General features: G+C 64.2%; 15 protein-coding genes. 10 read left to right on the top strand and 5 right to left on the bottom strand.

All coding sequences use genetic code 11. The features are described from left to right. Positions 1 to 28: 28 nt before the first annotated feature. On the top strand, positions 29 to 1,717 hold the full coding sequence (locus tag ACF8Q6_RS25695) for an FAD-dependent oxidoreductase (RefSeq protein WP_392490191.1): 1,689 nt from the start codon (positions 29 to 31) through the stop codon (positions 1,715 to 1,717). A 241-nt stretch (positions 1,718 to 1,958) separates the two neighbouring features. After that, the gene (locus ACF8Q6_RS25690) at positions 1,959 to 3,284 is read left to right on the top strand and encodes an MFS transporter (protein WP_012052802.1); all 1,326 of its coding nucleotides are present in this window, start codon (positions 1,959 to 1,961) and stop codon (positions 3,282 to 3,284) included. Positions 3,285 to 3,438: 154 nt separating this feature from the next. On the opposite strand, the gene ACF8Q6_RS25685 is transcribed toward ACF8Q6_RS25690, so the two are convergent. The 3 genes from ACF8Q6_RS25685 to ACF8Q6_RS25675 all read right to left on the bottom strand — a co-directional run bounded on the left by ACF8Q6_RS25685 (position 3,439) and on the right by ACF8Q6_RS25675 (position 6,251). Continuing rightward, complete coding sequence (locus tag ACF8Q6_RS25685) at positions 3,439 to 4,254, bottom strand: sugar phosphate isomerase/epimerase family protein (RefSeq protein ID WP_392490190.1); 816 nt, start codon at positions 4,252 to 4,254, stop codon at positions 3,439 to 3,441. A 29-nt stretch (positions 4,255 to 4,283) separates the two neighbouring features. Further along, positions 4,284 to 5,336 carry a Gfo/Idh/MocA family protein gene (locus tag ACF8Q6_RS25680; protein ID WP_392490189.1) on the bottom strand — a complete coding sequence of 351 codons (1,053 nt, stop codon included), beginning with the start codon at positions 5,334 to 5,336 and terminating at the stop codon, positions 4,284 to 4,286. A 138-nt stretch (positions 5,337 to 5,474) separates the two neighbouring features. Continuing rightward, positions 5,475 to 6,251 carry an IclR family transcriptional regulator gene (locus ACF8Q6_RS25675; protein ID WP_392490188.1) on the bottom strand — a complete coding sequence of 259 codons (777 nt, stop codon included), beginning with the start codon at positions 6,249 to 6,251 and terminating at the stop codon, positions 5,475 to 5,477. A 193-nt stretch (positions 6,252 to 6,444) separates the two neighbouring features. On the opposite strand from ACF8Q6_RS25675, the gene ACF8Q6_RS25670 reads away from it, so the two are divergent. Next, entirely contained in the window at positions 6,445 to 8,157 is a 1,713-nt protein-coding gene (locus tag ACF8Q6_RS25670) for an FAD-dependent oxidoreductase (protein ID WP_003250851.1), read from the top strand. Between the two features lie 106 nt (positions 8,158 to 8,263). Here ACF8Q6_RS25670 and ACF8Q6_RS25665 read toward each other — a convergent pair whose 3' ends face one another. Together ACF8Q6_RS25665 and ACF8Q6_RS25660 are read right to left on the bottom strand one after the other, a co-directional pair. Beyond that, a complete protein-coding gene (locus tag ACF8Q6_RS25665) occupies positions 8,264 to 11,170 on the bottom strand; it encodes an HD domain-containing phosphohydrolase (protein WP_392490187.1) in 2,907 nt (968 codons plus the stop codon). Between the two features lie 205 nt (positions 11,171 to 11,375). Next, entirely contained in the window at positions 11,376 to 11,987 is a 612-nt protein-coding gene (locus tag ACF8Q6_RS25660) for a TetR/AcrR family transcriptional regulator (RefSeq protein ID WP_392490186.1), read from the bottom strand. A gap of 109 nt (positions 11,988 to 12,096) precedes the next feature. Between ACF8Q6_RS25660 and ACF8Q6_RS25655 the strand changes: the two genes are divergently transcribed. The 7 genes from ACF8Q6_RS25655 (at position 12,097) to ACF8Q6_RS25625 (ending at position 21,634) form a co-directional block, all read left to right on the top strand. Further along, entirely contained in the window at positions 12,097 to 13,890 is a 1,794-nt protein-coding gene (locus tag ACF8Q6_RS25655) for an ABC transporter ATP-binding protein (RefSeq protein ID WP_392490185.1), read from the top strand. Continuing rightward, positions 13,884 to 15,641 (top strand): ABC transporter ATP-binding protein, encoded by a 1,758-nt coding sequence (locus ACF8Q6_RS25650; protein WP_392490184.1) that lies wholly within the window; start codon positions 13,884 to 13,886, stop codon positions 15,639 to 15,641. Before ACF8Q6_RS25655 ends, ACF8Q6_RS25650 begins: the two co-directional genes overlap by 7 nt. Next, positions 15,641 to 16,582, top strand: a complete 942-nt coding sequence (locus tag ACF8Q6_RS25645; protein ID WP_392490183.1) for an ABC transporter permease — start codon at positions 15,641 to 15,643, stop codon at positions 16,580 to 16,582. Before ACF8Q6_RS25650 ends, ACF8Q6_RS25645 begins: the two co-directional genes overlap by 1 nt. Beyond that, the gene (locus ACF8Q6_RS25640; protein WP_392490182.1) at positions 16,579 to 17,520 is read left to right on the top strand and encodes an iron chelate uptake ABC transporter family permease subunit; all 942 of its coding nucleotides are present in this window, start codon (positions 16,579 to 16,581) and stop codon (positions 17,518 to 17,520) included. The genes ACF8Q6_RS25645 and ACF8Q6_RS25640 overlap by 4 nt, the downstream gene beginning before the upstream one ends. Beyond that, entirely contained in the window at positions 17,517 to 18,293 is a 777-nt protein-coding gene (locus tag ACF8Q6_RS25635) for an ABC transporter ATP-binding protein (protein ID WP_064491494.1), read from the top strand. The genes ACF8Q6_RS25640 and ACF8Q6_RS25635 overlap by 4 nt, the downstream gene beginning before the upstream one ends. Continuing rightward, entirely contained in the window at positions 18,290 to 19,279 is a 990-nt protein-coding gene (locus ACF8Q6_RS25630; RefSeq protein WP_392490181.1) for a siderophore ABC transporter substrate-binding protein, read from the top strand. The genes ACF8Q6_RS25635 and ACF8Q6_RS25630 overlap by 4 nt, the downstream gene beginning before the upstream one ends. A gap of 117 nt (positions 19,280 to 19,396) precedes the next feature. Further along, the gene (locus tag ACF8Q6_RS25625; RefSeq protein ID WP_392490180.1) at positions 19,397 to 21,634 is read left to right on the top strand and encodes a TonB-dependent receptor; all 2,238 of its coding nucleotides are present in this window, start codon (positions 19,397 to 19,399) and stop codon (positions 21,632 to 21,634) included. Position 21,635: the final 1 nt, after the last annotated feature.

The raw sequence follows: 21,635 nt of genomic DNA, 5'->3' as shown, positions 1-21,635 counted from the left end.
TCTTCCAACAACCAAGCGGACCCCTTCCATGCCCCCCCTTGAATGTGACGTACTCGTCATCGGCTCCGGCGCCTCTGGCCTGGCTGCCGCCGTAACCGCCGCGCATCATGGCCTGACAGTGGTCGTCGCGGAAAAAGCCAGCCAGCTGGGCGGCACCAGTGCCTGGTCGGGGGGCTGGTTGTGGATACCGCGCAACCCTCTGGCCATCGCCGAAGGCATCGTCGAAGCCGACGATGCCCCGGAGCGCTATTTGCGTGCGCAAACCCACACCCGCGAGCTGGACCCGCGTCAACGCGCCTTCCTGCGCCATGGTCCGGAAATGGTGGCGTTCTTCCAGCAACACACTGCCGTGCAGTTCCAGTGCGGTAGCCGTATGCCCGACATGCGTGAAGGCGATGGCAGTGCACGCGGTGGTCGCTCGCTGTGTGCATTACCTTACGACGGGCGACGGCTAGGGCCTTGGCTGCACACGTTACGCCCACCGCTGGACATCGTCAGCCTGGCCGGCATGGGCATTGCCGGAGGTGTCGACATGGCTGCCTTCTTCAACGCCACACGCTCGCCGAAGGCAGCGCTGCATGTTGGCAAGCGCCTGTTGCGCCATGGCCGCGACCTGCTGCTGCACCGTCGCGGCCTGCATCTGGTCAATGGCAATGCGCTGGTGGCGCGCCTGCTGCGCAGCGCCCTTGATCGTGGCGTGACATTGCTGACCGAGAAAGCGGCCAGCCGTCTGTTGTTGTGCGAAGAACGGGTCAACGGCGCGCTGTTTGCCGATGGCCAAACGATCTACGCACGGCGTGGTGTGGTGCTGGCCTGCGGTGGCTTCCCACATGATCGCCAGCGTATCTCGCAGCTGATGCCGCACGCGCCGGACGGTGACCAGCATTACTCCGCTGCGCCCAGGGAGAATAGCGGTGATGGTTTGCGCCTGGGCGAACAGGCGGGTGGGCGGGTGTCTGCGGCAGGCGCCCACGGGGGCGCCTGGGCGCCGGTCTCGCAGGTACCGCGCCGCAATGGCCATTTCGACCATTTCCCACACCTGATCGACCGTGCCAAGCCCGGTTTCATCGCCGTGCGCCGCGATGGTCGGCGCTTCGTCAACGAAGCCGATTGCTACCACGACTTCATGAACGCGCTGTTCGCCGCCACGCCGCAGGCTGAGCAGCCGGAGGCCTGGCTGATCTGCGACCATGCTGCGCAACGGCGCTATGGCATCGGTTGGGCCAAGCCCTTTCCCTTCCCTACCCGCTTCTATCAGCGCAGTGGCTATTTGCACAGCGGCGCTACCCTGGCGCAACTGGCGCAGCGCTGCGGGATCGACGCCGAGCAGTTGCAACGCACGGTGGAGGGCTTCAACCATCATGCGGCACAAGGTGAAGACCCTACCTTTCTACGTGGCGCGTCGGCCTACAACCGGGCCCAAGGCGACCCGCAGCAGGCACCTAACCCGTCGCTTCGGCCGTTGCTGAAGGGGCCGTTCCATGCGGTGAAACTGCTGCCAGGCAGCCTTGGCACCTTCGCCGGCCTGGACACAGACGCCTCAGCCCGCGTACTGGACCACGCAGGGCAGCCGATACCCGGGTTGTTTGCAGTGGGTAACGACATGCACAGCGTGATGGGTGGGTACTACCCGAGCGGCGGCATTACCCTTGGCCCTGGGATGACCTTCGGGTATCTGGCCGGTAGAGCGTTGAGCGGGGGCTGTGCACATCATTGATGTCGGTGTTGCGCCCATCAGGTAACCAGGGCCAAAGCCTTCTACCCTTCAGTGAGGTGAATACCTGCCGCGCCCGCAGGCCAACGCAACCGTTCGATAACCGAACAGTAGCCCGTCTCTTGAATTGACGCTGCCGTCTTCACTGCTCACCATGCACCGGCCTTGCGTGCCCCCCTGCCTGGGAAACGGTCACGTACCCGTAGCACCGCAGCTGAATACAATTTCAAGAAACGAGCAGTCTATGAACCACTCCAAGATCCCCCCCGCCGCGCCCCGGATGTCCCAGGGCTCGATCGGCGACAAGCTCCGCGGCGCCTTCGGCGTCGGCAAGACCCGTTGGGGCATGCTCGCCCTGGTGTTCTTCGCCACCACCCTGAACTACATCGACCGCGCCGCCCTTGGCATCATGCAGCCCGTGCTGGCCAAGGAAATGAGCTGGACGGCGATGGACTACGCCAACATCAATTTCTGGTTCCAGGTCGGCTATGCCATCGGCTTTCTGCTGCAAGGCCGACTGATCGACAAGGTCGGGGTCAAACGGGCCTTCTTCTTCGCTGTACTGCTGTGGAGCCTGGCCACGGGTGCCCACGGCCTGGCCACCTCGGCGGCAGGTTTCATGGTTTGCCGCTTCATCCTCGGCCTGACCGAGGCCGCCAACTACCCGGCCTGCGTCAAGACCGTGCGCCTGTGGTTCCCGGCGGGTGAGCGGGCCATTGCAACGGGGCTGTTCAACGCCGGTACCAATGTTGGCGCCATGGTCACCCCCGCGCTGTTGCCGCTGATCCTGGCTGTGTGGGGCTGGCAGGCTGCGTTCATCGCCATGGGCAGCCTGGGCCTGGTGTGGGTCGTGTTTTGGGTGCTGAAGTACTACAACCCTGAAGACCACCCCCGCGTACGCCAGAGCGAGGTGCAGTACATCCAGCAGGATGACGAGCCCGAGCCAACCCGCGTGCCGTTCAGCCGTATCCTGCGCCTGCGTGGCACCTGGGCTTTTGCAGTGGCCTATGCGATTACCGCGCCGGTGTTCTGGTTCTACCTGTACTGGCTGCCGCCGTTCCTGAACCAGCAATACAGCCTGGGCATCAACGTGACCCAGATGGGGATCCCGTTGATCATCATCTGGCTGACGGCAGACTTCGGCAGCATCGGGGGTGGCATTCTGTCGTCGTGGCTGATCGGCCGCGGCGTGCGTGCCACGACAGCGCGGCTGGTGTCCATGCTGATCTTTGCCTGCACCATGCTCAGCGTCATCTTTGCCGCCAACGCCAGTGGACTGTGGGTCGCGGTGGCGGCCATCTCGATCGCGGTGGGCGCGCACCAGGCGTGGACGGCGAATATCTGGAGCCTGGTGATGGACTACACACCCAAGCATCTGGTGAGCACCGTATTCGGCTTCGGCAGCATGTGTGCGGCAATTGGCGGGATGTTCATGACGCAGATTGTCGGCAGCGTGCTGACCGCTACCAACAACAACTATGCCGTGCTGTTTACCATGATCCCGGCCATGTACTTCCTGGCGTTGGTGTGGATGTATTTCATGGCACCGCGCAAGGTCGAGAGCGCCTGAGAGCGCTAGTCACTTACCTCTACGGGGCCCTTGCGGGCCCTTTTTTTTGGCTTGGTATTTCTTGAGAAACAACAACGACAAGGCAATGTTCGGTGTGGGAGCGGGTTCACTCACGAACGTGACGCAGCCGGTGCCATGCGCCACGTTCGCTCGATCAGACGGTGGCCAACACCGCCTTGGCTTTCTCCAGCGCCATGCGCGCGCGCTGTTCGCCGCTGATGCCCTGCTCCAGCAATTGCCGCGTAGGGATTTCCAGGCTCAGCGGCACGCTCGGCGGCAAGGCGCGCAACAGGCCAACCAGGTCGGCATCGCCATCACCCGGGAAGCGTCGCTCGTTACGCGCCTGGCGCAGGATCTCGTCCATGTCGGCCGGTACCGGACCAGCAACGTCACACAGTTGGGCATAGCGCATGCGCTGCGGCGCCAGCTGCGCCAGGTCGTCCAGCGAAGAGCCGGAGCGGTTGAAGTGAAAGGCATCCACCAGTACACAGCCATTGCCGCGGTCGGCGTTGGCCACCACCCGCATGGCCTGGCGCAGGTCACGTACGTCGGTCCAGGGCATGAACTCCAGGTGAGGGTGAATGCCGTATTGCGCCGCCAGCTCGCACAATGCGGCAAAGCGTTCGGTCAGGCGCGCTTCGTCGGGGTCGTTGCCCGCTACCAGCAATTTAGTGCCACCCAACTCGGCGCCCACCGCCAGGATCGCTTCGAAATCGGCCACACAGGTGGCCGGTTCAAGACGCAGGATCTCCAGGTCGAGCACCTTGATACCCGTGTCGCGCAAGCGCGCCTGGGTTTGCCGGCGCAGTTCGGCATCGGCGACCAACGGGAAATGCCGCTCCTGTTCGGTGGCTGGCACCAGCCGTAGGCCGACATGGCTGTAACCCGCTCGGGCGGCGGCCTCGACCATGTCCGGTGGAGACAGCTCGAGCACCGTCAGGGCCGCGAGGGAAAAAATTCGATCAGTCATTTATCATCACCCGCAATAGTAAGGTTGTATCAGCCAATGTGCTCGGGCGCGCAAGCCCGACCGCTTTGGGCTGCCTGCCTTATCGCTTCGATCAGCGCCAGTGTGCGCCCCCCGTCGGCAGCGTCGATCAGCGGCGCCTGTTCACCCCGGGCAACCCGCACAAAATGCTGCAATTGCAGGGTCAATGCCTCGCCGGCGGGGATGCTTTCCGAGCTTTGCAACAGGGGCGTATGCCAGCCCGAGCCTGCCTCGGCGTAATGCCAGCGCGTGAGCTGGGGAATGCTCAGTGCTCCTTGGGTACCGGCCAGCAGATAGCACGGCTGGCCATCCTGGCGCGGGTACACAGGGCTTTCGCCAGCGTCCAGCTCCCAGCTCCACGGTGCAGCCACCGCGTCGGACCCGGTCAGGCTGCCCAGGGCACCGTTGGCAAACTGCAGCAGCACCGCGGCGCTGTCTTCGTTGGCAAAACCGCGGACATCGTTGCGGGTGAAGGCCTGCACCTGCACCACCTCGCCGCACAGGTAACGCAACAGGTCAAGGTCGTGGATCAGGTTGGTCAGCAAGAAACCGGCCCCTGGCTCGCGGCGCCAGGGCGTTTCGAAATAGCTGTCGGGCTTTTGCAGCTGCCACAGCGCGGTGACGTTGATCAAACGGCCCAGCTTGCCTTCGTTGATCACCTGATGCGCCTTGGTGATCAGCGGATTGTGTCGGCGATGGTGCCCTACAAGCACCGGCACACCTCGGCGGCGTGAGGCTTCCACCAGTGCACGCACTTCATCCAGGTTCACGCCCACCGGTTTTTCCAGCAGCACCGGCACCCCGGCCTCGACACAATCCAGGGCGGTGGCGACATGCAGGTTGTTGGGGTTGGCGACGATCACTGCCTCGGGGCGCACCTGCTCCAGCATTTGCCGGTGGTCGGCAAAGCAGGGCACGCCGCACTCGGCAGCGAAGGCCTCGGCCTGCGGGCCGGGGTCGGCCACGGCACACAGTTGGGCTTGCGGCACATTGCGCAAGTGCTGGTAATGCTGCCGGCCCATGATGCCGGCGCCAATCAAGGCAATACGAAGGGGTGCGTTCAACAGCCTGTCCTCTTGTCATTGTTGTCACGAAATTCTGAAACCTGGTTCCACAATTCACACTCAACAATTTAGAACCAAGTTCAGCTTTTCAGAAGAACAGGCGCAACAGACTGTGCGGTAATCGACCGGAATATCCCCTCAGGCAAACAGCTCGCTGGCGGGGCTGGCCGCCGACAGCTCTTCTGCCGCCGCCAGCAATAGCGGTGCCAGCGCGGTAAGGCGGCTCTGTGCCAGCCGCGCGCTGGGCCCGGCGATGCTCAGCACGCCGATCACCTCGTCACTTTGCGGCCGGCGCACTACTGCGGCCAGGGCTGAGGTGCCGATGGCGGAGGTTTCCTCGACCCAGGCATACCCACGCTCGCGGGCGCGGTGCAGGTAGGCGAGCAGCTCGTCGGTGGAGCGTGGCGCATTCGGGCCGAACTGTTCGGGGTCGGCAATACCTTGGCGCAACACCATCTGCAGCGCCTGCTCATCGTCCAGGCTGGCCAGCCAGGCATGCCCGGAAGCGGTATAGAACAGCGGCGCGTCGCGCCCCATATCCGGGTCGTAGCGCAGCCCGGAGCGGGCCCCCTGAGACTTGGCGATCCAGGTTTGCCGGGCACCGTCGATCACCCCAAGGCGCACCAGCTCACCGCTGTCCTGGGCCAGGCGGTCAAGAATCGGCTGGATGATGTCGGCACCGTTGCTGGCGAGGTAACGAAAGCCCAGCGCTACCAGCTTGGCCGACAGCTGATAGCGGCTGTTTTCCCGGTTCTGGCGCACGTAGCCCAGCCGCACCAGCTCAGTGAGCATGCGGTGGGCAGCGCTTTTGGGAATGTCCAGGCGCTCGGCCAGGGTTTGTAACGGCAGCCCTTGGGGTTCACCGGTAAGGCTTTCTACAAGACTGAAGGCGCGTTCGATCTGACTACCAGCCATGTCACAGGTCCCTGATTTTTTGCGGATTCTAGAAGATGATTCCACATCGTCGCTAGCCAGCGCAGCTCGGGCCACCTCGAATGTCCGATGATCGCCCAGTTCTTGCCTGACATGACCAACGTGACCTTGCAGGACCACCCGCTGCCGATAAGAATGTGGAACATTGTTCTAATAAAAGCACAGGAAACCCGCAATGCCTTCCGCTCCTCTCGAAACCGAATGCGATGTACTGGTCATAGGTTCTGGCGCCGCCGGGCTGGCGGCGGCCGTCACGGCTGCCTGGCATGGGCAGAAGGTGATCGTGGCGGAGAAAGAACCGGTGTTTGGCGGTGCCACCGCCTGGTCCGGCGGCTGGGCCTGGGTGCCACGCAACCCGCTGGCGCGCAGGGCCGGCATCGAGGAAGACATCGAGCAGCCGCGGACTTATCTGCGCCATGAGCTGGGGGCAAACTACAATGCCGAGCGCGTCGATGCCTTCCTTGAGGCGTGCCCGCACATGGTGGCGTTTTTCGAGAAGTACACGGCGTTGCAGTTTGCCGACGGCAACGGCATCCCGGACATGCATGGCGATACGCCGGGGGCAGCCCTTGGCGGCCACCAGGTGATCGCCGCGCCCTACGATGCCCGCGAGGTTGGCGCCCTGCTGCCACGCTTGCGCAAGACCATGCGCGAAACTTCGTTCATGGGCATGCCGATCATGGCCGGTGCCGACCTTGCCGCCTTCCTCAACATGACCCGCTCGCCCAAAGCCCTGCTGCACGTGTGCAAGCGCTTTGGCCGCCACCTGTACCACCTGGCCCGCCATGGTCGGGCCATGCACCTGGTCAACGGTGTGGCACTGGTGGCGCGCCTGGCTAAATCGGCACAGGACCTGGGTGTGCACCTGCAAGCGTCGGCGCCGGCCAAACGCCTGCTGATCGAGGGTGGCCAGGTACGCGGGGCGTGGGTCGCGACGCCACAGGGCGAGCAGCTGATCCGCGCCAAGGCCGTGGTGCTGGCGGCAGGTGGTTTCCCCAATGACAACGCCCGGCGCCAGCAACTGTTCCCGCGCGATGCCAGCGGCCACGACAACCTGGCGCTGCCGCCCAAGGGGTGTTCTGGCGATGGCCTGCGCCTGGGCGAATCCGCCGGCGGTGTGGTTGCCACCGACCTGAAGTCGCCGGTGGCCTGGGCACCGGTTTCACAGGTGCCGTATCGCGACGGCAGCGTCGGCCACTTCCCGCACATTATCGAGCGCGGCAAACCGGGCGTTATCGGTGTGCTGGCCAACGGCAAGCGTTTCGTCAACGAAGCGCATGGCTATTACGACTATGTGTCGGCCATGGTCGCTGCAGTGCCGCAGGGCCAGGAGGTGTGCTCGTGGCTGGTTTGCGATCATCGCTTCTTGCGCCGCTATGGCCTGGGGCATGCCCGCCCGGCACCGCTGCCGGTAGGGCCGCATGTGCGCAACGGCTACCTGAAACGCGGCGCCACGCTCGAGCAGCTCGCCCAGGCCTGCGGCATTGACCCGTCCGGGCTGCGCGCCACGGTCACTGACTTCAATAACCATGCCCGTAACGGCCAGGACCCGGCGTTTGGCCGCGGTTCCACGCCGTTCAACCGCAAGCAGGGTGACCCACAGCACAAGGGCCCTAACCCGTGCGTGGCGCCCATCGAGCACGGGCCGTTCTATGCGGTGAAAGTAAAGCCCGGCTGTTTTGGCACCTTTGCCGGGTTGCGCACCGACGGCAATGCCCGTGTACTGGATGAGGCCGGGCAACCGATTGCAGGCCTGTATGCAGCAGGCACCGACATGGCCAGCGTGTTTGGTGGCTGGTACCCGTCGGGCGGCATCAACCTGGGGCCGGCGCTGACCTTTGGCTATGTCGCCGGGCGGCACATTGCCGGGGTGCAGGGGTATGAGTGAGCTGACCCACAATACCCGGGTGGTCGGCGCTCTGCAGAAGGACGCAGGGAAAGGCCGTGGCGCTTGAATCGAGCGCCACGGTCTGATTTTTCAGCGCTGTCGTCCCTCAGCTCACAGGTCTCGCTGCGCTGCGCTCCTGAATCTGCGCCAGCCAGTAGGCCACATCCACCTCGTCGATCTGCTCGGTGCGCAGGAAGCGCTCGGCATATTGGCGATATACCCCGCTGCTGAGGAACAGTTGTAGCAGTTGCCCGTCGACGTGCCCCTCGCGGGCCATGGCCACCAGGATTTTCACCGATTCGGACAGCGTCTTCGGGGGTTTGTAAGGCCGGTCTGCTGCCGTCAGTGCTTCGAAGATGTCGGCAATCGCCATCACCCGCTCGGCGATGCCCAGGTCCTGCCCGCCCAGGCGGCGCGGATAGCCGCTGCCGTTCATCTTTTCGTGGTGGTTGCCGGCGATGTCGGGTACCCGCTTGAGGTGGCGCGGGAGCGGCAGTGCGCTGAGCATGATGATGGTCTGCACGATGTGTTCGTTGATCTTGAAGCGTTCTTCGTCCGTCAGCGTGCCACGGCGGATCGACAGGTTGTACAACTCGCCGTAGTTGCTGGCGTGGCCTGGCAGGTGCATGTCGAACCCCCAGATATTACGCGGATCATCCTTGACCACCGGCGGCGTGCGGGTGCCCCAGTGCACGCAGTGCTCGGGGCGATCAGCCAGCAATGGCTCCTCTGTCGGCAGTGCAGGCTGCGGCACGCCGACAAGGCGTTCCGCCTCGTCACGGGAGATGCCCAGGCGGTTATCGAAATGGCGCAGCCAGCGGCGCTTGCCGATCACCTGCAAGCGCTGGATATCGGTGTCCTGCATGAACTCGCCGCCGATGTTGGCCTGGGCGACGAAAGCGAAGTCGTCCTGCAGCTCGGCCTGGCTTCGCTGCAGTGCGGCTTTCAGCACCTGCTGGTCGGCACCACTGGCCAGGCCTTGCCAGTAGGCCAGCTCCGCATCGCGCCACAGCACTTCGAAACGCATGCGGACTTCGTGGATGCGGTTGTACAGGGTCTCCAGCTTGGTCGCCTTGTCCACCACGTACTCGGGGCTGGTGACCTTGCCACAATCGTGCAGCCACGCTGCCACACGGAACTCGTACCGTTCTGCCTCGGTCATGCTGAAGCTGGCGAACGGGCCGCTGTCGGCTGCCACTGCCTGATCCAGCAGCATCTGCGCCAGCTGAGGCACGCGCTCGCAGTGGCCACCGGTATAGGGGCTCTTGGCATCGATGGCGTCTGCCAGCAGCTTGATCATGGCGTCCAGCAGGCGTTGCTGGGTTTCGACCGACTGGCGGGTTTCGATAGCCACCGCAGCCACTCCGGACAATTCCTCGACAAAGCGCCGGAATGCCTCGCCCACCCGCTCCTGCGCCTGCTCTTCGTCCATTTGCAGGACCAGGATGCCCAACAGTGCCTGGCTACGGTCATTCAGCACCACGGCCAGACTGCGCTCATGCAGGCCTAGGGCCTGGGTCATTGTTACAGCCAAGTGCTGCCGGGCGCCCTCATCCACTGCCAGCTCGCTTGGGTAGTGTTCACCACGGCACGAGGCGGCCAGGCGCAGCAAAGCCTGTTCAGCGTCGTACAGGTAAACCCCGCCGGCGTTGCCCCCGGCAGCTTCTACCAGATGGTTCAGCACGCCGTCGAGCATGCGCTCCAGGTTTCGCTCACGGCTGAGCGTAAGGGTAATCGCCTGAAAGTGGCGAATGGTACCGGACATGCGGCTCAGCACGCGGCTCAACTCGCGCACCTCGGAAACCCGCGAGTGCACGCCCACCTCACGGCTGAAATCAAAACTGGCCAAGCCTTGAACCTGCTCGCGCAACAGCCGCAGCGGGCGGCCAATGCGCCGGCCAAGCACACCGCCGAGCACCAGCAGTACGGCCATCAGCGCCACGGTCCAGAGCAACTGCTCGTACAAGACGTTGCGCGCCCCCACCAGCAACTCGTGGCCGGGTACGGCAATCAACACGTACAAGTCGTGCCCGGCCAGGGTGGTCAGATGCACACGAATGCCATACCAGGTCTGGCCATCCACCTGATAAGGCTGAGGCTGGTTGCCCGTGGGCAGGTCAGCGTATAGCCGCGCCAGGCTGGGAGCGCCCAGCTCGGCGACACGCGACAGGCGCACGCCTTGCCCTTCGTGCACGATTGCCCGCTGCGGGTCCGGATAGGCCACAACGTTGCCCTGGTCATCGACCACCACGATCTCGGTACCCGGGGTCATGCGCAGGTCCTGAGTCTCGCTGGCCAGGTCGTTGACCGAGACATCCAGGCCGATCACCGCGCCACCGTCGACGCTACGTTGGGCCATGGTCAAGCCGACCTCGCGGGTGGTGAAGAACACATAAGGGCGAGTCAGCACCGTAGAGGGTTGTACCGTGGCTTCAGCGAACCAGGGGCGCAGGCGTGGATCGTAGCGATAGTCAGGTTTGGCCTGGGCCTGCAACAAATTCAGCGCCCGATCATAAAAGCGCCACTCGCCCTGCACCTTGGCGCCGTCGCCATGGCTGACGCTCTGCACCAGAAATGCCGTGCCCGGTGGAGCGGCGAAACGCTGCATCAGCTGCGGGTCATGCAGGCGACGCACCAGCAGGAACTCGCCGCTGGGGTAACCCAGATAGGCGGCGCTGAGCATGCGGTTGGCGTCCAGCATTTCCACCAGCTGTGGCAGCCGATCCAGGCGCTGTGCCTGGGTGTGCACAGTCGGGTTGTGGGCAAGCAGGCGAATGCTGCTTTGCGCAGGCTCGATCAGGCGCCTGGCGCGCTCGTCGATCGTCTTGGCAACCTGCTGGGCGGCATCGCCAGCGGCGGCCACAAGGGTTTGGCGAATACCGCGGTAACCCTGCCAGGCCAGGGCGGCGCCGAGCAGCAGCATGCCCAGCACGATGGCCAGCGCCACCAGCCACTGCAGTGAGATGCCACGCCCGGCTTTACCGGCAACACGGCCATTCGACACGCAGCCCATTCCAGGTACTCCATGTGTGGCAGTTTGAAGGAGCAGCCAGAACGATCATGCAGGCCAGGGTCATTCGCAGGCAGCGTGACGGGCCAAATGGTGGCAAGCTGCCCTGGTCCATCTTGGCAGCAGTGTAGAGCGTACGTGGGCTTTCTGCCGGGATGGCAAAAAAGTTAACCTGGGCAGTAAAAGGCGCACAGCCGTTACATAAGGCTCAAACCCGCTGTTCCAGCATGACCAACGCCCCGACAATCAGCGCCTGCATGCCCTCAAGCAATTCCACTTCCATCTCCGATTCTTCGCCAGCCCGGTCGGCCTCCAGCAGCGGCTCGCGCCCCGACACCGTGTACACCGTATCGGCCACGGCAAAGCCATGGAACGCCACCGTCGACAACAACCAGCGCGCCTGTTCCAGGCTCAGGCCGTAGGCCTGGGCGATGTGCGCCTGGTGGTCATTGATCTTGTCGATCATCGCTTCTGTCGCTGCCAGCCTGCGGATCACATAGGGCGTCAGACCCGGGTGGGCCTTGACGAATGCCTGTACCGACGTGGCAAAGCGCGTCAGGTAGGACTGCAACCCTTCTACACAAATTCCGTCTGCCCTAGGGATCTGCCAGCGCTGAAAGATCTCCTCGGCCACCAGGCACTTGAGTGCTTCGATGTTCGGCACATGCTTGTACAGCGCCATGTGGCTTACGCCCAACGCAGCGGCCACGCCAACGAACGTGAGGTTGGGCAAGCCGATGGCGATGCTCACGTCGGCAATCCGTTCACGGGTGATGGTGCGAGGGCGACCGCGTCCGGGGGTGCGTTGTGGTGGTTGCATCGGTTCCTCCAGGCTTTGTGAAGACAGTCTTGTAGCTGCCTTGTCGGGTTTTCGCAAATTAGTTTATAGTCATGCAACTAATTAATTTGCAGCTTTCCAGGCCCGCTTCATGTCCGATTCATCAACGCCCCTTGACGATGCCGCCCCTTCAACAAACAAAGCCCGCAGCCCGCTCAGCCGTGTGCTTTCCCCCATTCGCGGGCGGCTGGCGCTGTCGGCGGTGCTGGCTGCTGCGGGTTCGATGCTGGCTTTGGTACCGCTGGCAGGCATTGCGCACATCGCACACCTGGCGTTGAGCGAAACAGCCACATCGGGCGCCATTGGCCGGGCCATCGCAGCCAGCATCGCCAGCCTGTTCACTGGCATGACCCTGATCACCGCAGCCGAAATGCTGGCGCACCAGGCCGACAACCACATCACCCATCACCTGCGCGTGGCGATCGGCCAGCGCCTGATGCAAGTGCCGCTCGGCTGGTTCAGCGAGCGGGCATCAAGCGAAGTGAAACGGGCCATGCAGGACGACATCGGCACACTGCACAGCCTGACCGCGCACTTTTTCACCACACTGGGCCGCACCGTGGGCGCCGTGCTGATTTCCGTGGCCTACCTGTTCGCCATGGACTGGCGCCTTGCCGTGGTCGTGCTGCTGCCCTTCCCGGCGTTCTTCCTGTTTCTGCACCGTGCCATCAAGGCCAGCGCAGCGCATATGGGTGATGTGGTTGCGGGCATGGCGCGCATCGACAACGCGGTGGTCGAGTTCGTCAATGGCATGCCGCTGGTCAAAGCATTCGGCGGGCGCGGCAACGCGCAGGACCGCTACCGTGCAGCGGTCGATGCCTTTGCCAACACCTTCATCGGTTTCACCCGCCCACTGGTTGCGGCGATGGCACGGGCCAATGCCTTGATCGCGCCGGTGACGGTAGTGGGTGTGGTGCTGCTGGCAGGCATGGCGTTCGTGGCCCTGGGCTGGATAGAGCCGCTACAGATACTGCCCTTTGCCTTGGTCACACCTGGGTTGTGCGCGCCGCTACAGTTGTTGCACTACATTACCCACGACCTCAACAACGCGGTGGGGGCGGCCCAGCGGGTGCAGGTCCTGCTGGACACCCCGGTGCTGCCGGCCCCTGCGGTTGGCAGCCTGCCCAACGGCAGCGAACTGCGCGTGGAGCAACTGAGCCATGCCTACGCCCCCGGCAACAACGTGCTCGATGACGTCAGCTTCACCTTGGCCCCCGGCACCACGACCGCCATCGTCGGCCCCTCTGGCGCCGGCAAGTCGACCCTGGCGCGCCTGCTGCTACGGTTTTTCGATCCAGACGCCGGGCGCATCACCCTGGGTGGCGTCGACCTGCGGCAGATCGAGAGCCGCGAACTGTACCGACGCATAGGTTTCGTGCTGCAGGAGGTGCGGCTGATCCATGCAAGCGTGGCCGACAACATCGCCCTGGGCAAACCGGCTGCAACCCGCGAACAAGTCGAAGCGGCTGCGCGCCTGGCCAACATTCACACACGCATCCTGCAACTGCCGCGTGGCTATGACTCGGTGGTGGGCGAAGACGCGCAATTGTCCGGGGGCGAACAGCAGCGCCTGAGCATTGCTCGCGCCGTGCTGCTCGACCCGCCCGTGCTGGTACTGGACGAGGCCACCGCAGCCGCCGACGCCGAGAGCGAGGCGGCGATCCAGGATGCCCTGTCGCGTTTCGCCCGGGGTCGCACCCTACTGGTCATCGCCCACCGGCTGGACACGGTGATGCATGCCGACCAGATCCTGGTGCTGGACCAAGGCGCCCTGTGTGAACAAGGGCGCCACAGCGAATTGCTCACCCGCCAAGGCCTTTATGCACGGCTGTGGGCGCAGGGTGGTTATCAGGACACCGTGAAAAAGGCGCTGCCAGCATGCTGAAAACCTTCGTTCGACTGCTGGGCGAATGCGCCCCGGCCTGGCGCCGTTACCTGCTGATGACCGTGCTGTACGGGGTATTCAGTGGCCTGACCATCAGTACCCTGGCGCCGCTCATGCTGCACCTGCTGAACAGCGAAATACACGCTGCCAGTGCCTGGTTGGTCGTGCTGGCCACCGGCATGACGCTGTGCTGGGCCTGGCGACGCCAGGTGGAAAAGGCCGGCATAAGCTTGGCGGTAGCGGTGCTGCAAGGCGGCCGCCAGCACATTGGCGCCCAGGTAGCACAGCTGCCATTGGGTTGGTTCACCCCTGACAACACCGCGCGGCTCGGGCATGTGATCACCCAGGGCACGATGGCTGTGGCCCAACTGCCGGCCCATGTGCTCACGCCCTTGATCAGTAGCAGCGTCACGCCGCTGGTGCTGTTGGTTGCGCTGTTCATCCTGCACCCGCCGCTGGGGCTTGTCGCCCTGCTAGCGCTGCCGGCACTGGCTGCAGTGCTGCTGTTCAGCGCACGCCTGGGGCGCCGGGCCGATCACGCCTTTCACCAGCACTTCGCCGCCGCCAGCCAGCGTATGGTGGAGTTCGCCCAGGCACAGTCGGTGCTGCGGGCCTTCAATGGGGAGGCTGGGGGCACACGGTTGCTGGCGCAAAGCCTGGAGCGCCAGCGCAGCAGCGGCATGGGCCTGATCATTCGTGCTTCGCTGTCAGCACTGCTCAACAGTTGGGCCGTGCAGGCAACATTTGCCGCGCTGTTGGTGGCCGCCGGCCTGTGGTTCGGCGATCAGGCGGGTGGCCAAGCGCAGGACGCAGTTGCGGTGATCGTGGCACTGGTGCTGGTGTGCCGCTTCATCGACCCGCTGCAGGACGTGGCCAGCCATGTCGAGATCCTGCGCGGGGCCCATGGCCAGCTGCAGGAAATCGAACGGATCCTGGCAGCCAAGCCGTTGCCAGAACCCGCCTCGCCCCACCGGCCGGTGGGCGGCGCAATCAACCTGCAAGGGGTGAGCTTGCGCTACAATCCCACCGGGCCCGACGTGCTGCAAAACGTGAACCTGCACATCCCGGCAGGCAGCATGACCGCCGTCATCGGCGCCTCGGGCTCAGGCAAGACATCACTGATGCGCCTGATTGCACGGTTCTTCGATACCACCGACGGCAGTGTGCGCATTGGCGGCGTCGACGTGCGGCAAATGGCCCGCGCCAGCCTGACCGACACAGTCAGCCAAGTACTGCAGGACACCTGGCTGTTCCAGGGCAGCATCGCCGACAACATCCGTATCGGCAAACCCGATGCCAGCGACGCCGAGGTACTGCAAGCGGCGCACATGGCCGGCTTGGGACACACCCTCGAACGGCTGCGCGGGGGCCTCGATACGTCCGTGGGCGAAGGTGGTGCGCAGCTTTCCGGTGGCGAACGCCAGCGTGTGACCATTGCCCGTGCGCTGATCAGGCAAGCACCAGTACTGCTGGTGGACGAAGCCACCGCCGCCCTTGATGCCGAGAACCAGGCCGTGATTGCCCAGACGCTGCACAGCCTGCATGGGCGTTGCACCTTGGTGGTCATCGCACACCAGCTCAGCACCGTGGCCATGGCCGACCATATCGTGGTGCTGGACGCCGGGCAGGTTGTCGAACAAGGCACACCGGCCACACTGCGCGCCAATGGCGGGCACTATGCACGCATGCTCGAACAGCGCCACGCCGCCAACGGCTGGCGCATCGGGGCACCGAGGGTGGAACACGACTGATGCGTGTTGCATGCCTCATCCTGTTCCTGGTGTTGTGCGCGGCCTCACTGACTGTCGGCGTTCGTGAGCTGGCCTGGTCTCAGCTGCTTACCCTGCAAGGCGACGCCTGGCTGACCCTGACCGCAAGCCGCCTGCCACGGCTGGCCGCATTGATACTGGTGGGTGTCGGGCTGGCGGTATGCGGTGTGATCCTGCAGCAGATCGTGCGCAACCGTTTCGTTGAACCCAGCACCACCGGCGGGCTCGATGCCGCGCGCCTGGGCATCCTGCTGTCGCTGGGCCTGGCGCCCGCGGCCGGGGCACTGCTGCGCATGCTGTTCGCACTGGCCGTGTGCTTTGCCGCCAGCCTGCTGTTTGTCGCCCTCATCCGCCGCATACGCACCCGCAACGCGGTGCTGGTGCCGGTCATCGGCCTGATGTACGGCGGCGTGCTGAGTGCGCTGGCCGAGTTCTACGCCTACCGCTTCAACCTGCTGCAAAGCATGCAGGGCTGGTTACTGGGTGATTTTTCCAAGGTGGTGCAGGGCCGCTACGAAATTCTCTACCTGATTGTACCGATCGTGTTGCTCACTTACCTGTACGCACAGCGCTTCACCGTGCTGGGCATGGGCGAAGGCATGGCCACCAGCCTGGGCCTGAACTACACCGCCAACGTGACGGTGGGCCTGCTGCTGGTAGCAGTGACGGTGTCGGCCAGCGTGATCATCGTCGGCGCCATCCCCTTCGTCGGCCTGGTGGTGCCCAACCTGGTCGCCCTGCGCCATGGCGACAACCTGCGCCGCACCCTGCCACTGGTGGCGCTGGGCGGTGCGGCCTTGCTGCTGGTCTGCGACCTGCTCGGGCGGTTGCTGATCTACCCGTTCGAAGTGCCCATCGGCCTGACTGCAGGCGGCCTGGGCGGGCTGATCTTCCTCGGGCTGATCATCTGGAGGCAGCGATGAAAGGCCGACACTGCTTGTGGCTGGCCGTGGTCGCTCTGGCGACGCTGTTCGTGTTCGTCAACGCTGGGGCGGATTTCGCCTACCTCATCCCCAAGCGCCTTGTGCGCCTGGCGGCCATGGTGATCGGTGGCGTGTGCGTGGCCTGCTCCGCCATCGCCTTCCAGACCCTTTCCGGCAATCGCATCCTCACCCCGGCGATCATGGGCTACGAAGCCGTGTACCTGCTGCTGCAGGCGCTGCTGGTGCTGGGCATGGGCGTGCAGGGGCTGATCCTGCTCGGCAGTGACGGCAATTTCCTGCTCTCGATGCTACTGATGCTCGGCTACTCCTGGGCCCTGCACCGCTGGCTGTTTCGTGACGGCAAAAACAACGTGTACTTCCTGCTGCTGGTCGGCCTGGTGCTGACCATGGTCATGGCCACGTTCACCCAGTTCGTCCAGCTGAAAGTCAGCCCCGGCGAGTTCTCGATGCTGCTGGGCTACACCCAGGCTTCGTTCAACCGGGCATCGCCGCAGTTGCTGCTGTATTCGGCCGTGCTGGTGGCGGGCGTGTGTGTGCTGCTGGCCCGGGCCGTACCGGTGCTGGACGTGCTGGCACTCGGGCGCGACCAGGCCATTTCACTGGGCGTGGACTACCGGCGCAACGTGCGCCTGCTGCTGGCGCTGATCGCAGCGTTGGTCGCGGTGTCGACCAGCCTGTTGGGGCCCACGGCATTCATGGGCGTGTTCGTCGCCAACATCACCTATGCGATGGCCGGTACCTTGCGCCACCGGGTCACCCTGGCCCTCGGCAGCGCCGTGGCCATTGCCGTGTTCATTGCCGCCCAGTTGCTGGTCGAGCATGTCTTCAACTACAGGACCACCGTCGGCATCCTCGTGAACCTGGTGTGTGGCACCTACTTCCTCGCCCTGATGGTGCGCAACCGGGGAGCCGCATGATTACTGTCCACGACCTGCACAAAACCTATGGCAGCAAAGAGGTGTTGAGCGGGGTAAGCGCCAGCTTCCCACGCGGGCAGCTGACCTCGCTGATCGGCCCCAATGGCGCCGGCAAGTCCACCTTGCTGATGATGCTGGCCCGGCTGCTGGCGCCTGCCAGCGGTGACATACGCCTGGACGGGCAAAGCATCGACAGCATCGCCATCGGCGACTATGCCCGGCGCGTGGCCACCCTGCGCCAGTCGGTCGACTTCAACCTGCGCCTGACCGTCGACGAACTGGTCGCGTTCGGCCGCTTCCCCTACAGTCGTGGTGCGCTCACCGCTGCAGACCGTCGGGCCATCGACCAGGCCATTGCCTTTCTGTCCCTGGAGCCGCTGCGCCAGGCCTACCTCGATGAACTCAGCGGCGGCCAGCGGCAAATGGCCTTTCTGGCCATGACCATCGCCCAACAGACCGACTATCTGCTGCTGGACGAGCCGTTGAACAACCTCGACATGCGCCACGCCGTGCAGATCATGCGCGCCCTGCGTCGGCTGTGCGACGAGTTCGGCCGCACGGTGATTTTGGTGGTGCACGACATCAACTTTGCAGCCGCCTACTCCGACTGCATCGTCGCCATGCAGGGTGGCCGTGTGCATTGCAGCGGCAGCGTCGAGCAGGTTGTGACCGAGCGACAGCTGCACGCGCTGTACGGGCTGGATTTCGACATCACCCACAGCGCGCGCGGCCGCCTGTGCAACTACTTCAACCCACCCGGAGAACAGCAATGAACCGCAACCACCCCGCCAACGGCTGGCCATTGGCGCTACTGCTAGCCGCCACCCTCGCCCTGCACGGCTGCAACGAGCCCACGGCAGCCACAGCGGCACCGGCGAACACCACGCGCCATGGCGACTACACGCCGTTAACCGTACAGCACAAACTGGGCACCACAGTGATCAGTCAACTGCCACAGCGCACGGTGGCTCTGGACATGAACGAAGTGGACTTCCTCGACCAGTTGGGCGTACCCGTGGCGGGCATGCCCAAGGACTTCGTGCCGGACTTTCTTGCACGCTATAAGAATGCCGGGCAAACGGCAGATGTCGGCTCGATCGTGCAGCCCAACCTAGAGCGGGTGCATGCGGCGCGGCCTGACCTGATCCTGATCACCTCGCTGCAGGCCAACCACTATGACGAACTGAGCGAAATGGCGCCGACCCTGCACTTCGATGTGGACTATCGCGACAGCGAAACCGGGCATGTCGCCATGGTCAGGCAGCACCTGCTCAGCCTTGGGCAGGTGTTCGGCAAGCAAGGCTTGGCCCAGCGCAAGGCTGACGCACTGGAGGCCAAGCTGGCCCAGGCGCGCAGCGTCACCCGCGACCGCCCGGAGCGGGCCCTGGTGGTGCTGCACAACAACGGCGCCTTCAGCGCCTTCGGCGTGCAGTCGCGCTACGGCTTCATCTTCAATGACCTGGGCGTCAAGCCGGCCACCACTACCCTGGATACCGGCCTGCATGGCCAGCCGATTTCCAGTGAGTTCATCCAGCAGGCCAACCCCGACATCCTCTATGTGGTGGATCGCACCGCCGTCATGGAGCACCGCCCAATGATGACGGCAGACACCTTGGACAACCCCCTGCTGCGCCAGACCAACGCCTGGAACCACGGCCGCGTGGTGTTCGTCGACCCGCAGGCCTGGTACGTCACGGCCGCCAGCCCGACCTCACTGGCTTTGATCGCGGATGACGTGATCAGGGGCTATCAGGACTAGGCACTGCCTTTTTGCAAATGCCTGCCACTGCGTTAGCACGTGATTCTCATTTGCCTTACGTCTTCGCTTTTTAAATGCAAAAACACAACCCGCCATCTGTCCCTCTGGAGCCATCGCGTGTCCATCCGTACCTTGCACACACTCTCGTCCCCTGCCCTGGCATTGCCTGCGCTGCCGCGCACCCCGCTGGCACATGCCGTATTCATTGGCTTGGCCCTTGGTAGCTGCACACTGGCGCCAATCGCCGCACACGCCGACGCAGCCAACCCCCACGAGGCCGCTGAAGAAAAACCCGCCGCCCCGGAATTGCCCGCCACCCTGATCGACGCCCAAGCCAGCGCTGCCGATCCACTGCCACCGGTGTATGCCGGCGGCCAGGTGGCCACCGGCGGGCGGGTGGGCCTGCTGGGCAACAAAGACTTCATGGAAACGCCGTTCAGCACCGTCAGCTACACCGACACCTACATTCAGGATCTGCAGGCCCGGGACATCACCGACGTTATCGCCGCCACCGACCCGTCAGTGTTCAGCAACGGCCTGACCGGCACCTACAGCGAGAACTACTCGATCCGCGGCTTCCAGACCAGCGTCAGTGACATGACTATCGATGGCCTGTTCGGCATGGCCCCCTACTACCGCGCCTCACCCGAAATGTACGAACGCATCGAAGTACTCAAAGGCCCGTCGGCGCTGCTTAACGGCATGCCGCCCGGCGGTTCGGTGGGCGGTATTGTCAACCTGATTCCCAAGCGCGCTGGCGACACGCCGCTGACCCGGCTGACCGCCACCTACGCTTCCGATGCCCAGCTTGGCGGCCATGTCGACGTTGGCCGGCGCTTCGGTGAGGGCAACCAGTTTGGCGTGCGCTTCAACGGCATGTACCGCGACGGCGACACTGCCATCGACGATCAACGCCAGCGCAATGTGCTGTCTTCTCTGGCCCTGGACTGGCGTGGCGAACGTGGCAAGCTGTCGCTCGACCTGTTCGATACCGACGACCACCTCAGCGGCCAGAACCGCGGCATGGGCCTGGCCGCTGGGGTACCAGTCCCCAAACCGCCAAAAAACGACACACTGCTCAACCCCGACTGGGCTTATGTGGAAACCAAGGACAAGGGCGTCATCCTGCGTGGTGAGTACGAGCTGAACGACCAGTTGCTGGCCTATGGCGCGGTCGGCACCAGCAAGACGGACTATCGCTACAGCGGCGCACTCACAGCAACGGTGAACAACAGCGCCGGTGATTTCACCACCGCGATGGGCCAGTTGCAGATGGAGATCCACAAGACTTCTGCCGAGGTGGGGCTGCGTGGCCATTTCGACACCTTCGGCATCAACCACCAATGGTCGGTCAACGCCACCCAGTACAGCGACACGCAAAAGGACTTCGGCCGCCGCGCCGCCGGCTCGAACTGGACGACCAATATCTACAACCCTGTCTGGGGCCCGAAGGTATCGGAGGCCTGGCCACTGATTGCCCACACGGAAAACGACCTGAAAAGTTATGGCATCGCCGACACCCTGTCGGTGCTGGATGACAGGGTGCAGCTGACCCTCGGCGTACGTCGCCAGGAAGTGGTCACCGACACTTACAACACCAATACCGGTGCCCGCAACAAACCAGGCTATGACACCCACGCCACCACCCCTGCCGGGGCCATCCTGTTCAAGCTGACCGATGAGCTGTCGCTGTACGCCAACTACATCGAAGGCCTGAGCAAAGGCGCGGCCGCACCGATCACCGCTGCCAACTATGGCGACGTGTTCGCGCCGTACAAATCAAAACAGAAGGAAATCGGCCTCAAGCTCGACCTGGGCACCTTCAGCCACACCTTGGCGCTGTATGAAATCAAGCGCCCGGGCAGCTATACCGACCCGGTCACCAACATCTTTTCGTTCGGTGGCGAGCAGCGTAATCGGGGCGTGGAATGGAGCTTCTTCGGTGCCCCTCTGCCCGACGTGCGCCTGATGGGGGGCGTGGCTTATGTCGACCCCAAGCTGACCAAGACCGCAGGCGGTGCCAACGATGGCAAGACCGCCACGGCCTACCCCAAGGTGCAGGGCAAACTGGGCATGGAGTGGGACATCCCCGGCCTGGATGGGCTGACCCTGACCGGCAACGTGACCTCACAGTCCAAGCAATACATCAATGCCGAGAACAGCCTGTCGATTCCGGGTTACACGATCTTCGACGTTGGCGCCCGCTTTGTGACCCAGGTCGCCAACAAGCCGGTCACCTTGCGAGCGAACATCGCCAACCTGGGGGACAAGGACTACTGGGGTGTGCCACTGACCCAGACCCTGGGGTTGGGGGCGCCGCGGACCTATCAGCTTTCGGCTAGCGTGGACTTCTAAC

It is taken from the genome of Pseudomonas sp. GLN_2 (assembly GCF_043106005.1).
Lineage (GTDB): Bacteria > Pseudomonadota > Gammaproteobacteria > Pseudomonadales > Pseudomonadaceae > Aquipseudomonas > Aquipseudomonas alloputida.
Note: the sequence above shows the minus strand (reverse complement) of the source record. Positions and strands in the feature narration are given on the sequence as shown.

Bases quoted from the DNA above. Each gene is read 5' to 3' on its own strand.
- ACF8Q6_RS25695 (WP_392490191.1), top strand. From the start codon at position 29: ATGCCCCCCCTTGAATGTGACGTACTCGTCATCGGCTCCGGCGCCTCT.
- ACF8Q6_RS25690 (WP_012052802.1), top strand. From the start codon at position 1,959: ATGAACCACTCCAAGATCCCCCCCGCCGCGCCCCGGATGTCCCAGGGC.
- ACF8Q6_RS25685 (WP_392490190.1), bottom strand. From the start codon at position 4,254: ATGACTGATCGAATTTTTTCCCTCGCGGCCCTGACGGTGCTCGAGCTG.
- ACF8Q6_RS25675 (WP_392490188.1), bottom strand. From the start codon at position 6,251: ATGGCTGGTAGTCAGATCGAACGCGCCTTCAGTCTTGTAGAAAGCCTT.
- ACF8Q6_RS25670 (WP_003250851.1), top strand. From the start codon at position 6,445: ATGCCTTCCGCTCCTCTCGAAACCGAATGCGATGTACTGGTCATAGGT.
- ACF8Q6_RS25665 (WP_392490187.1), bottom strand. From the start codon at position 11,170: ATGGGCTGCGTGTCGAATGGCCGTGTTGCCGGTAAAGCCGGGCGTGGC.
- ACF8Q6_RS25660 (WP_392490186.1), bottom strand. From the start codon at position 11,987: ATGCAACCACCACAACGCACCCCCGGACGCGGTCGCCCTCGCACCATC.
- ACF8Q6_RS25655 (WP_392490185.1), top strand. From the start codon at position 12,097: ATGTCCGATTCATCAACGCCCCTTGACGATGCCGCCCCTTCAACAAAC.
- ACF8Q6_RS25650 (WP_392490184.1), top strand. From the start codon at position 13,884: ATGCTGAAAACCTTCGTTCGACTGCTGGGCGAATGCGCCCCGGCCTGG.
- ACF8Q6_RS25645 (WP_392490183.1), top strand. From the start codon at position 15,641: ATGCGTGTTGCATGCCTCATCCTGTTCCTGGTGTTGTGCGCGGCCTCA.
- ACF8Q6_RS25640 (WP_392490182.1), top strand. From the start codon at position 16,579: ATGAAAGGCCGACACTGCTTGTGGCTGGCCGTGGTCGCTCTGGCGACG.
- ACF8Q6_RS25635 (WP_064491494.1), top strand. From the start codon at position 17,517: ATGATTACTGTCCACGACCTGCACAAAACCTATGGCAGCAAAGAGGTG.
- ACF8Q6_RS25630 (WP_392490181.1), top strand. From the start codon at position 18,290: ATGAACCGCAACCACCCCGCCAACGGCTGGCCATTGGCGCTACTGCTA.